The organism is Actinoplanes philippinensis (genome assembly GCF_900113015.1).
Taxonomy (GTDB): Bacteria; Actinomycetota; Actinomycetes; order Mycobacteriales; family Micromonosporaceae; genus Actinoplanes; species Actinoplanes philippinensis.
This window is the reverse complement of record NZ_FONV01000019.1, coordinates 57,220-69,218: the sequence shown is the minus strand read 5'-3', so window position 1 is coordinate 69,218 and position 11,999 is coordinate 57,220. Positions and strand designations below refer to the sequence as shown.

Genomic DNA, 11,999 nt, shown 5'->3' with positions numbered 1-11,999 from the left:
TTGCTCCCCTCGACCAGCGTCACAACCTACCCGAGGACGGGGCCGGTGGCCGCCAGTCGGCATACCGCGCCATCGAGCGCAGCGCCAGCCGGGGCGGGGTCAGCCGCACGACGGTGTTGCGGGCGGCGACCGCGACCGGGTGCTCCAGTTGCTGGCCGAAGCGGCCGATCGCCCGGGACGCACGGGCCACCCGTTGGCTGCGCGGACGGCGCCGGGCGTCGTAGGCGGCGAGCCCGCCGGGCCGGTCCGCGACGGCGGCGAGCACCACGGCGTCCTCGAGGGCCTGGTTCGCGCCCTGGCCGAGGTTCGGGGTCATCGCGTGGGCGGCGTCGCCGAGCAGGACCACCCGTCCGCGGACGTAGGTGGACAGCGGCTCGTCGAGGCAGGCGAGGTCGTCACGCAGGACCGTGCCGGTCGCGGCGATCAGGGCGGGGATCGGGTCGTGCCAGCGGTGGAAGCGATCGGGCACCCCGGTGGCGGGCGCGGTGGGTGCGGCGTTGACGGCCGCGAACCAGTAGACCCGGCCGTCGGTGAGCGGGACGATGCCGAACTCCGCTCCGGGACCCCAGGTGATCGCGACGACGAGGTCGCCCCTCCACGGTGGGGTCACGCCGCGCCAGGCCCGCACGCCGATCGGGGCCGGCCCGGCCGCGTCCGGCCACAGCGTACGGCGGACGACGCTGTTGATGCCGTCCGCGCCGACCACCAGGTCGGCGCCGAGATGGACCGGGCCGGCCGGGCCGTCGTAGGTCACCTGGCCCTCGGCGGTGACCGCGGTGACCGGGGCGCCGGTCCGCACGACACCGGCCGGCAGGGCGCCGAGCAGCAGCTCGTGCAGGGTGGCGCGGTGCACGCCGAGCGCCGGGGTGCCCAGTGCCCGCTCCAGCTCACCGGCGGGAACGCGGGCCAGCCATCGGCCGTCGGCGCGCCGGGTGCCACCGGAGACGTCGGGACGGCCGTGGTCCCGGACCGCGTCGCCCACGCCCAGCGCGTCGAGGCAGCGCAGCCCGTTGGCCTGGAGCACCAGCCCGGCGCCGACCGGGCGGAACTCCGGGGCCCGCTCCAGCACCGTCACCGTCCAGCCGTGCCGGATCAGGCCGAGGGCCGCGCCCAGCCCGCCGATGCCGGCGCCGATCACCACCGCTGTCCGTGTCATCAACCCTCACCCGCCTTCTACAGATGTAGAAAGCCATAATACGTCGTGGCCACTGACCGGTTCGCTGTGCTGACCGACGCGGCCGTCGCGCTCGTCGCCGAGCTCGGGATGCGCGGGCTCACCCACCGCGCGGTCGACGCCCGCGCCGGGCTGGCCCAGGGCACCACCTCGGCGTATTTCCGCACCCGCAAGGCCCTGATCGAGGCGGTGGTGCGCCGGCTGGCCGACCTCGACCAGGCCGATCTGGAGGCCGGCGGGCCGTCCCTCGACGTCACTGATCCGGACGCCGCGGCCGCCGGGATCGCGGCGGTGCTCGACCGGTGGATGAGCACCGGCCGGGCCCGCACCCTGGCCCGCTACGCGTGCCTGCTGGAGGCCACCCACCATCCGGAGCTGCGGACCATCCTGGCGTACGGCGACGCCTCCCGCGCCCAGGCCCGGGCGATGCTCGCGGCGGCCGGCGCCCCCGACCCGGAGCGGTCCGGCGACCATCTCGTGGCCTGCATCGACGGTCTGCTCTTCGACCGGGTCGCCGGCGCCGGCGCCCGCACCGCGCCGCCGCCGGGCACGCCGGAGAACCGCGCCGATCTCACCGTCGCGGTGGCCGCCCTGCTCCGGGCCTACACGACAGCGGCGAACGCGTCGTCGACGGCGTCGGCGAAGGCCGCCATCGAGGGAAACTCCAGGTCGTAGGTGTAATCTTCGCCGGGTTCCGGGGTGGCGCCCCACCCCGGCCGGTCGTGCCGCCGGTTGATCCACACCGACGGCAGGCCCTCGCGCCGGGCCGGCACGTGGTCGTGGAAGAGGCTCTGTGCCACATGCAGCAGCTCACCGCGCCGCACGCCGAGGCCGGGCAGCGCCGCGTCGAGGGCCCGGAAATGCCGGTCCCCCGGCTTGTACCCGCCGACGTCCTCGGCCGTGATGATCGCCGCGAAGTCGCCGCGCAGCCGCTCGTTGCTGCCGGCGAACCCGTCCCGGTGCACGTTGGAGACGATGATCAGCCGGTAGTGCCGCGCCAGCCGGGCCAGCGCCTCCGCGGAGTCCGGGAAGGCGGGCCAGTCCGGCACGGAGCCGCCCAGGCGGTCCGCCCACCCGTCGTCGACGCGACGGCCGAGAGCGGCGCCGGTACGCCGGAACGCCTCCGCGAGCACCTCGGGATAGAGCCGGAACGGCGTCTCCCGTTCGACCGCCGCCTCGTGCTCGGCATACCCGGCCAGCAGCCGCTCGACGGTGACGTCCAGCCCCTGCCGGCGGGCCCACGGCCCGAGCACGGCGCCGATGCCGGCCTCCCAGTCGATGAGCGTGCCGTAGCAGTCGAAACTGAGCGCCGTGAACCCGGTGAGGGCGATCGTCATACCGGCAGCCTATGCGGGGTCAGGGCGGTGTCAGCGCCGTGACAGGGCGGTGTCTGCGGACCCGCCGATCGTCGACGGCATGAGAAAGCTGCTGCTCGCCGACCGTCACTCCCTGCCGCTGTCCATCGCGCTGCACCTCGTGCCCGGCATCCTGATCGTCGCCGCCTACCAGTTCCTGGCCGCGCCGCTGGTGACGGCGATCGGCTACCCGATCTTCCTGGCCTGGGCGATCGCGCTGGTCGTGGTGCTCGTGCCGATCCTGTTCGGCCTGCTGTGGCTCGGCGCCCACGACAACGGCCGGCTCTCGCTGCGCGGCGTGCTGCGCTACACCGGCCGGCCGATCCCCCGTGGCCGGCTGATCGCCGCGGTCGCCGGGCTGATCGTCTGGATGACAGTGGTGTCGCTGGCGCTCACCCCGCTGGACAACCTGATCTTCGACACGTTCTTCACCTGGGTGCCCTTCGAGGGCGCGGGCGGCAGCGCGACGACCTACCTGGACGGGTACGCCCACTCGCTCCTGGTCACCACCATGCTGATCTGCCTGCCGCTCACCGGTTTCGCCCTGCCGCTCATCGAGGAGCTCTACTTCCGCGGGTTCCTGCTCCCCCGGATCGCCCACCTGCGAGCGGGCGCGCCGGTGCTCAACACGGTGCTGTTCTCGATCTACCACTTCTGGGCGCCGTGGACGGTGCTGTCCAAGGTGATCTTCCTGTTCCCGGCGGTCTGGCTGGTCTGGCGCAAGCAGGACATCCGGTTGTCGATCGGCATGCACGCCGGAACGACGCTGCTGATGGCCACGGTCGGCACCGTGGCCCTCGCCCTCGGCCTGGTCTAGCCGGCGCCCGTTCCGGCAGGGGGGCAGCCGGTTGCCCCCGGCCGGAACACGCGTCAGGAGTGGGCGGCCGCCGGGGCCGCCATGGCCGCGCCGGTCAGCTCAACCGAGCGCAGCCGGTCCGGCAGGGACTGCGCGTGGTGGGCGGTGATCAGCTCGTCGGCCTGCGCGGTCGCGGCGAACTCGGTGAGGTAGTCACGCACCTCGCCGGGAGTGCCGACGGCCGTGTACCGGGTCATCGCCGCCAGGTTCTGCCCGCCGGGCGAGGCCAGGAACGCGTCGATCTCGGCGTCGGTGTAGTTGCGGCCGCCGGCGCCGCGGGCGATGAACGCCCGGGTCCGGGCCCGGTAGGCCGCCGTCATCTGGGCGATGGCCTCGTCGTGGGTCTCGGCCGCGACGACGTTGACCCCGGCGATGACATACGGCTGGGCGAGCTGCCCGGACGGGGTGAACGTCTCCCGATACACCCGGACGGCCTGGTGCAGGGCCTCCGGGGCGAAGTGCGACGCGAACGCATACGGCAGGCCGAGCCGGGCGGCCAGCTGGGCCCCGAACAGCGACGACCCGAGGATGTAGAGCGGGACCGGCTGCTCGGCCCGGGGCACCGCCTGCACGCCCGGGATCACCGACTTGCCGGCCAGGTAGCCCTGCAACTCGACGACGTCCTGCGGGAAGGTGTCGGCGGAGAGGTGGTCGCGGCGCAGCGCCCGCATGGTGACCTGGTCGCTGCCGGGCGCGCGGCCGAGCCCGAGGTCGATCCGGCCCGGGAAGAGCGTCTCCAGGGTGCCGAACTGCTCGGCGATGACCAGCGGCGAGTGGTTGGGCAGCATGATGCCGCCCGCGCCGAGCCGGATGGACTCGGTGTGCGCTGCCACGTGGCCGATCACCACGCTCGTCGCCGAGGAGGCGATCACCGACATGTTGTGATGCTCGGCATACCAGACCCGCTGGTAGCCGGCACGCTCGGCGGCCCGGGCGAGCGCGATGCTCGCCTCGAAGCTGTCGCGGGCGGTCTGGCCGGGCGAGATCGGCGCCAGGTCGAGCAGGGAGAGTGCGGTGGGCATGATCGTGTCGCCTTCCGATGTCACAGGTCGCGGTGCAGGCGTGCGGTGAAGGCGCGGATGCGGTCCTCGTCGCGCCGGTAGTGGATCCACTGGCCGCGCCGGGTCGCCCGCAGGAACCCGGCCCGCATCAGGATCGCCAGATGTGCGGAGATCGTGGAGATCGAGCACCCGGCCCGGCGCTGGATCAGCCCCACGCAGACGCCGGCCTCGTCACCCTCGGTCCCCGGGAAGTGCGTGGCCGGATCCTTCAGCCACTCCAGGATCGCCAGGCGCGTCTCGTTGGACAGCGCCTTGCACTCCTCCAGCATCCCGCACACCATCCTTCGGCATTTCGCTGATTAACGAAATTACGTGACCGAGCGTCCACCTGCCACCCACCATGACGAGGCTCACCGTCGGCTGCGGCCCTCGGCCGTCTCCCCAAGGGCGCGACTCACCGTCGCCGGTGAGGGGCCGGCCTCACCGAGCCCGCCCCAGACCCGCGTCCCGCGCCCGGGCGACCGCTGCCGCACGGCTGTTGACCTGCAGTTTGGTGAGGATCGACGCGACGTTGTTACGGATCGTCTTCTCCGAGAGCACCAGCGTGCGGGCGATCCCGTGATTGGTCAGGCCGCCGGCCACCAGTTCCAGGATCTCCCGCTCCCGGCCGGTCAGCGACGGGAACACGGTGGTCACGTGGTCGCGGTGCGCGCCCACGTAGAAGTCGGTGATCCGCTGGGCGACACCCGTGCCGTAGACGACGTCCCCCCGCGCCACGGTGAGCACCGCCCGCACGATGTCGTCGACGTCCGCCCCTTTGAGGAGATAGCCTCTCGCCCCGGCCCGGATCGCCCCGAACACTGCGTCGTCGTCATCGTGCATGGTCAGCACCAGCACCGCTGTCTCCGGATGCCGCTCCCGGAGCAGACGGGTCACTGTCGCGCCGTCCATACCCGGCATCACCAGATCGGTGACGACGACGTCGGGCGCCGTCTGGCCGGCCAGGTCGAGCAGTTCGGTGCCGGAGGCGGCGTGACCCACCAGCTCGATCTCCGGCGCCATGTCCATGTTCATCTTCAGCCCGTACAGGAACATCGGATGGTCGTCGGCGATCAGGGTCCGGATCGGCATCACGAGTTCCTCAAAGGCAGCGTGGCTGTGACCGTGGTCCCGCTCCCCGTCGAATGAACGGAGAAGCCGCCGCCGAGCAGTTCGGCCCGGCGGCGCATCGAGACGAGCCCGACGCCGTGACGCGGGGCCTCGTTCCGGATCCCGAGCCCGTTGTCGCGGACCGAGATGTGCAGCACGTCGTTGGCGGTGATGTGGATCCAGGCGCGCTCGGCCCGGGCGTGCCTGGCGGCATTGGTCAGCGCCTCGGTGACGATCCGGTAGGCGGCGACCTCCACGTCGGGGCCGAGCGCCGGCAGTGTTCCGGCGGTGAGTTCGACCGCCAGCGCGGAACGCAGTGCCACCGCGTGCCGCTCGACGGCTCCGACGAGGTTCTCGGCATCCAGGACGGTGGGACGGAGCGCGTCGATGATCCGGCGGATGTCACCCACAGCGAGATCCGTCGCCTCCCGCAACCGGCCGACCATCTCCGCTTCCGGAGTGTCGTCGTCGACCAGGCTGGACAGCGCCCGGAGGCCCAGGCCCATGCCGGCCAGCGACGGGCCGAGACCGTCGTGCAGGTCGCGGCGCAGCCGATCCCGTTCATCCCGGGTCGCGGCGAGGACCCGAGCCCGCTCCGCCTCCAGGGCCTCGCCCAGTTCGGTGGCCTTGACCAGCACGGCGACCTGGGCGGCCAGGGCTTCGAGCAGTTCCACCTCGATGCGCGAATATCGCGTCTCCCGGTTCCGGCACGCCACCCGCAACTCGCCGACCTTCGTGCCGCCGTAACGGAGGGGAAAGGTCACGTACCGGTCGTCCGGCTCGTCACCGGCCCGGACCGACACCGTGCCATCGGGAAGGACGAGGACCGCTCCCTGTGCCCGGACCGCCGCGACGACGGTCCGGACGGCAGTGGGCAGCAGGTCGGAGTCCGTGCCGGAGGCCACCCCGGCACGCAGGTCGGCGAGGGTCCGCAAGGGGTCACGCCGGATGCCGTAGGCAAGGTAGTTGGCCGCATGCTGCAGGTGGTCCCAGGCCGCCACCAGGACGACAGTGAGCGTGAGAGCGACCGCGAACTGAGCCGGCCGCCAGACGCCCTCGTAGATCCGGGCCCCGGCCGAGTGGACGACGAGGACGAGGCTGCTGACCGTCCCGTAGACCACCGTCCGGCGGACGACGGCCCGCACCTGGACCCGGTCGGGCCGGGCTCTCCCGTAGGCGGCGGCGAGCGGCACCACGACGAGCGGATGCGCCAGCAACGACAGCATGTCGTGGGAGTTCTGCCCGGGGACCTGACCGTGATGGTGGATCTGGAAGGCACACGAGATCAGGCCGCAGCCGATGACCCAGGCCAGCGGACGGCGGCGCCGGGCAACCGAGCGCCGCCTGCTCAGGACGGCGCCGGCGGTCACCGCCACGACAGCCGACACCATGACGGGCTGAGCGGCGCCCTGGTGAGCGAACGCCCATCGGCCACAGGCATCGAGAGGGCCGAGATCCCGCAGGACCAGGACCACGGCGCCGGCGTAGCCTGCCGCGAACGGCCAATGCCGCAGGCGCGCGGGCAGTCGGCCGTCCGGATACCTGGCGAGGATGACGATCGGGACGCCGAGAGCGACCGTGCCGTAAAGCACTGCGGCCAGCGCATGCTGCCGGGACGGCCCCGGCATCGAGCACCTCGCCACCTCGGTGTCGTACCACTCCCAGCCGGACAGGGTGACGCCGATGCCCAGCACCAGCCAGGTGAGCGGGTTGCGGGGACTGCGCGTCACCATGACGGTTCCGGCTGTCGCGAAGAACAGCACGGGCGCGACGGTGGCGAGGCGGGCCAAGGCTGCCAGCCCACTCGGCCCGAGTCCCGGATCGTGCACCTTCTGATTCACGAACAGGTCCGCCAGGGTGACCAGGGCTCCGATCACCGAGGCCAGCGCCAGCGCCTTGGCCAGGACATTTCGCCACATCGGCTCAGTGTGCGGCGGGGCATGTCCCGGCCGGGCCACTTTCGCGCCCGGATCGGCCGGGCGGACCGCCCGTACCAGCCAGGACGTCCGACCCGTGTGCCCGGTCGGCCGGGCGGCCGACGGTGAGGCTTTACCGGGACGCCGTTGTCCGGCCGAGACCGCGGAAGAGGACCCGATGCCGGGCGAGATCAGTCATGGGTAGGTCAGCCGACGCGGCTGCAGGGGAGGTCGTTGACGGTGAACCAGGCCGGGTCGGCTCCGGGCGTGCCGATCGCCCGGAAACCCAGCGAGATGTTGGTGAGCGGCTTCACCAGCGAGTTCCAGTCCTTGGCCGTGGTGACCACGACGGTGCTCGGCGAGACCAGGTTGGCGTTGTAGAACTCGGCGACCGTGGCGCCCGGGTCCAGCGGGAACCGGAAGGTCCAGCCCCGGATCTCCACGTCGCCGGTGTTGAACACGGTGATCGCGGTGGTGAAGCCGCCGGTGTACGGCGACACCTTGTACTCCACCGCGCACGCCGCCCCGGCCGCCCGTGCGGCTCCGGCCGGCCCGGCGACTCCCGCCAGCGCCACCAGGACCCCCAGCGCCCGTCCGATTCGCGACATGTTCGGCTCCTTCCACCCGGTCCGACTCGATAAACTCACGTCGATGCATTGTGGGTCACTCGACTGGACGGGGACTGGACGGCGGGATGACGCTACGGATCCAGGTGCTCGGGCCGATGCGCGCCTGGCACGACGACGAGCCGATCGTGCTGGGGCCGCCCGCGCAACGGACCCTGCTGGGCCTGCTGGTGCTGGCCGGGGGTCAGCCGGTCGGCCTGCCGGGCCTGATCGACGCGATCTGGGGCGACGATCCCCCGGCCAGCGCCGTCAACGTCATCCAGACCCACGTGAAGCGGCTGCGCCGGGTGCTAGAGCCGTCCCGCGCCCCGCACTCGCGCAGTGAGCTGCTCCCCTATCTGGGCGACGGCTACCACCTGGTGGTGCCGCCGGACCGGATCGACCTGCTGCGGTTCCGCCGCCTGCTGCGCCGGGCCGCCGACACCGGCGCGACGGAGACGCTGAGCGAGGCGATGGCGCTGTGGCAGGGGCAGCCGTTCGCCGATCTGCCGCAGCTGGCCGGACATCCGCGGGTCCGGTCGATCGTGGCCGAGCACCGGGCCGCGCTGGCCCGGCTCGGCGCGGCCCTGCTGGCGGCCGGGCAGGCCGGCCGGGCGATCGCCGCGTTCGAGGAGGTGACGGCGGCCGATCCGCTGGACGAGGCGGGCCAGGCCGGGCTGATCCGGGCGCTGGCCGCGGCAGGGCGGCGGGCGCAGGCGTTCGCGACGTTCCACACGGTACGGCGGCGGCTCGCCGACGAACTGGGGGTGGATCCGGGCGCCGAGCTGACCGCCGCGCACCAGGACCTGCTCACCGAGGACGCCCGCGCGAGCGCACCGGCCCGCCCGTCGGTGGCGGCGGGCCGCCCCGCGCCGGCCGAGTTGCCCGCCGACGTGCCCGGGTTCACCGGCCGGGCCCGGGAGCTCGCCGAGCTGGACCGGCTGACCGGCCCACCGGACCCGACGATGATCGCGATCGTGTCGGGCACCGCCGGTGTCGGCAAGACCGCCCTGGCGACCCGCTGGGCGCACCGGGCGCGGGACCGGTTCCCGGACGGTCAGCTCTACATCGACCTGCGGGGGTACGACCCGGAGCAGCCGGTTTCTCCGGAGGCGGCGCTGGCCCGGTTCCTGCGGTCGCTGGGCCTGCCCGGTGAGCAGATGCCCGCCGACGCCGAGGAGCGTGCCGCCCTGTACCGGAGCCTGCTGGACCGGCGCCGGATGCTGGTGCTGCTGGACAATGCCGCGTCGGCCGGCCAGGTGCGCCCGCTGCTGCCCGGTTCGGCCGGCAGTGTGGTGGTGGTGACCAGCCGGGACGGGCTGCCCGGCCTGGTCGTGCGGCACGGCGCCCGGCGGCTGAGCCTGGACGTGCTGCGCCGCGACGACGCCCTGGCCCTGCTGCGCCGGCTGGCCGGGGAGGGTGTCGCCGGGGATCCCGCGGCCGCCGACGAGCTGGCCGCGCACTGTGCCCGGCTGCCGCTGGCGCTGCGGATCGCGGCCGAGCTGGTGCACCGGCGGGCGCCGGCGACGCTGGCGTCGGTGGTCGGTGAGCTGGCCGATCACCGGGGCCGGCTGGGCCTGCTGTCGACCGGTGATCCGCACTCCGACATCGCCGTGGTGTTCTCCTGGTCGTACCGGGATCTGCCGTCCGGGGCCGCTCGGACGTTCCGGCTGCTCGGGCACCATCCGGGCACCGACGTGGACGTTCCCGCGGTGGCCGCGCTCATCGGCGGGACCCGGGAGCAGGCGCGGGAGCATCTGGAGCTGCTGGCCGGGAGTCATCTGGTGCAGCGCGGCGGGGACCGGTTCGGCATGCACGACCTGCTCCGGGCGTACGCCAGGGATCTCGCTCTGAAGGCCGGCGAAGCCGGTCTGCCCCGCGCGGTGCTGGACTTCTACCTGCACACCGCGGCCACCGCGATGGATCTGCTGTATCCGGCCGAACGTGGCCGGCGTCCGCACGTGCCGCAGCCGCCGGGCCCGCCGCCGGTGCTGCGGGACACGACCGCGCTGGCCTGGCTGGACGCCGAACGGGCGAACCTGGTGGCCACGGCCGTACACGCGGTGGCGCACGGCCAGGAGTGGTATGCGGTGCAGCTGGCCCAGGTGCTGCTGCGGTATCTGGAGAGCGGCGGCCACTACACCGATGCGGTGGCGCTGCACGAGCACGCGCTGCGGGCCGCGGAGAGCCTGCCGGACCCGCGCGGTGCGGCGCAGCTGCGGATCAACCTGGGGGTGCTGCACGTTCAGCAGGCGCGGTACGAGGAGGCGGGCGCCGAATTGCAGCGGGCCGTGGAGCTGGCGCGCGAGGTCGGCGACACGCTGGTCCGGGTGCGGGCGCTCGGCAACCTCGGTCATCTCTACCAGTGGCAGGGACGGTACGCGGAGGCGGCCCGGTTCCTCGGCGAGGTGGTCGCGGTGGCCCGGCACAGCGGGGACCGGGCCGGGGAGGCGCGTGGCCTGGGCAACCTCGGTCAGGTACGGCTGCGGCAGGGCCGTCACGAGGACGCGGCGCGGGATCTGCGGGCGTCGGCGGCGATCTGTCACGACATCGGCGACGCGATCGGTGAGGCGTACGCCCTGCTCTATCTCGGTCATGTCGAGTCCTCCTCGGGCCGTTCCGCGGAGGCGGCCGACCACTACGAGCGGGCGCTGTCGGTGTTCGCCGGCACTGCCGAGGTGGCCGGCACGGCGTACGCGCTGGACGGTCTGGGCGGTGTCGACGTGCTGCGCGGCGAGCACCGGCGGGCCGAGGACCGGCTCGGTGAGGCGCTCGCCCTGTTCCGCCGGATCGGTGAGCGCGCCGGTGAGGCCCGGGTGAGCAACAGTCTCGGCGCTGCCGCGGCGTCGACCGGCAGGCTGGCCGACGCGCGGGCGCATCATCTGTCGGCGCTGCGGATCGCCGGGGAGATCGGGTTCCGCTACGAGCAGTCGCGCGCCGAGAAGGGACTCGCCGGGTTGCCGGCGTAGGGCGGGTCCCGGCGCCCCACGCCGGCGGCCGGCGGCCCCGCTACTTGTCGAGGGCGATCGCGACGTCGGTGACGTCCAGCGGGAAGGTCTCGATCAGGGTCGGCGTGCCGGTGAGCAGATCGATGCGGTAGAAGTTCTGCACCGGGATCTGACCGGCCGGCACCACCGGGGTGAGGCTGGCGAAGGCGATCGCACCAGTGGTCCGGCCGTTGGTGAGGTCGCTGAAGATGTCGAAACCGGCGTTGGCGTCGGCGTTGAAGCCGAGGTTGCCGGTCGCCACCAGCAGGCCGTTGTTCGCCGGTGACTGGATGATCACCTGGTCGGTCGTGGTGTTGATGTCGAAGAGAGTGGTGTTGGTGGCGGCGTCCAGGTCGTTGTTGGTGTAGGCGGCGGCCGTGACGCCCCGGGCCGGGCCGGTCAGCGGCGGGGTGGTGAGCGTGGTGTCCTCGACGGTGCTGTGGTCGGCCAGGTTGTGCCGCAGGTTCTGCCCGTTGTCGCTGATCACCCGGAGCCGGTCGGCGGCCGGGTTGAAGTCGACGTCGAAGTTGGTGCCGTAGAGCGGGACCTGCAACTGGGAGACCTTCGTGGCGGTCGCGCTGGGGATGCCGATGGTGTAGATGCCGCCCTGGTTGCCGACGGCGTACAGCAGGCCGTCCTGGACGCGGATGTCGATGCCGATGACAGCCGTGTCGCCGCTCAGACCGACGATGCGGCGGACCCAGTCGTTCTCCTCCGGCGTATCGGTCCAGAACTGGAGCATCCGCGTGCCGCCGCCGGCGATCCCGAACGCCGTCAGCCGGGGTGTCGAGGCGGACGCGCCGCCGCCGCTGAGGCCGACGACCACCGCGGTCGTCGTGGTGACGACCGCGGCAGCCGCGGCGATGACCTTCTTGATGTGGGTCCTCATGGTGGTGTCCTCTTCCGGTTTCCCGCTGTCGGTGGTCTGCTGTGGCCGACGCTATGCAGCCGGGCTG

11 protein-coding genes are annotated in these 11,999 nt (G+C 73.0%); 3 read left to right on the top strand and 8 right to left on the bottom strand.

What is annotated here, in order from left to right; translation table 11 throughout:
• Positions 1-19: 19 nt before the first annotated feature.
• Entirely contained in the window at positions 20-1,156 is a 1,137-nt protein-coding gene (locus BM290_RS39195; RefSeq protein WP_093621032.1) for an FAD-dependent monooxygenase, read from the bottom strand.
• Positions 1,157-1,201: 45 nt separating this feature from the next.
• On the opposite strand from BM290_RS39195, the gene BM290_RS39190 reads away from it, so the two are divergent.
• A complete protein-coding gene (locus tag BM290_RS39190) occupies positions 1,202-1,849 on the top strand; it encodes a TetR/AcrR family transcriptional regulator (protein ID WP_093621031.1) in 648 nt (215 codons plus the stop codon).
• Here BM290_RS39190 and BM290_RS39185 read toward each other — a convergent pair.
• Entirely contained in the window at positions 1,777-2,511 is a 735-nt protein-coding gene (locus BM290_RS39185) for an HAD-IA family hydrolase (RefSeq protein WP_203779588.1), read from the bottom strand. The genes BM290_RS39190 and BM290_RS39185 overlap by 73 nt on opposite strands.
• Before the next feature lie 79 nt (positions 2,512-2,590).
• On the opposite strand from BM290_RS39185, the gene BM290_RS39180 reads away from it, so the two are divergent.
• Positions 2,591-3,346, top strand: a complete 756-nt coding sequence (locus BM290_RS39180) for a CPBP family intramembrane glutamic endopeptidase (protein WP_093621030.1) — start codon at positions 2,591-2,593, stop codon at positions 3,344-3,346.
• 53 nt (positions 3,347-3,399) lie between these two features.
• Here BM290_RS39180 and BM290_RS39175 read toward each other — a convergent pair whose 3' ends face one another.
• The 5 genes from BM290_RS39175 to BM290_RS39155 all read right to left on the bottom strand — a co-directional run bounded on the left by BM290_RS39175 (position 3,400) and on the right by BM290_RS39155 (position 8,059).
• On the bottom strand, positions 3,400-4,407 hold the full coding sequence (locus tag BM290_RS39175) for an LLM class flavin-dependent oxidoreductase (protein WP_093621029.1): 1,008 nt from the start codon (positions 4,405-4,407) through the stop codon (positions 3,400-3,402).
• Between the two features lie 20 nt (positions 4,408-4,427).
• A complete protein-coding gene (locus tag BM290_RS39170) occupies positions 4,428-4,715 on the bottom strand; it encodes an ArsR/SmtB family transcription factor (protein ID WP_093621028.1) in 288 nt (95 codons plus the stop codon).
• Between the two features lie 151 nt (positions 4,716-4,866).
• On the bottom strand, positions 4,867-5,517 hold the full coding sequence (locus BM290_RS39165; protein WP_177320082.1) for a response regulator transcription factor: 651 nt from the start codon (positions 5,515-5,517) through the stop codon (positions 4,867-4,869).
• The gene (locus BM290_RS39160) at positions 5,517-7,454 is read right to left on the bottom strand and encodes a GAF domain-containing sensor histidine kinase (RefSeq protein WP_093621027.1); all 1,938 of its coding nucleotides are present in this window, start codon (positions 7,452-7,454) and stop codon (positions 5,517-5,519) included. Before BM290_RS39160 ends, BM290_RS39165 begins: the two co-directional genes overlap by 1 nt.
• Before the next feature lie 203 nt (positions 7,455-7,657).
• Positions 7,658-8,059 (bottom strand): cellulose binding domain-containing protein, encoded by a 402-nt coding sequence (locus BM290_RS39155; RefSeq protein WP_093621026.1) that lies wholly within the window; start codon positions 8,057-8,059, stop codon positions 7,658-7,660.
• An 86-nt stretch (positions 8,060-8,145) separates the two neighbouring features.
• Here BM290_RS39155 and BM290_RS39150 point away from each other — a divergent pair, with 86 nt between their 5' ends.
• Positions 8,146-11,025: an AfsR/SARP family transcriptional regulator gene (locus BM290_RS39150; RefSeq protein WP_093621025.1), complete on the top strand. Its 2,880-nt coding sequence runs from the start codon at positions 8,146-8,148 to the stop codon at positions 11,023-11,025.
• A gap of 40 nt (positions 11,026-11,065) precedes the next feature.
• Here BM290_RS39150 and BM290_RS39145 read toward each other — a convergent pair whose 3' ends face one another.
• Positions 11,066-11,932 (bottom strand): DUF4394 domain-containing protein, encoded by an 867-nt coding sequence (locus BM290_RS39145; protein WP_093621024.1) that lies wholly within the window; start codon positions 11,930-11,932, stop codon positions 11,066-11,068.
• Positions 11,933-11,999: the final 67 nt, after the last annotated feature.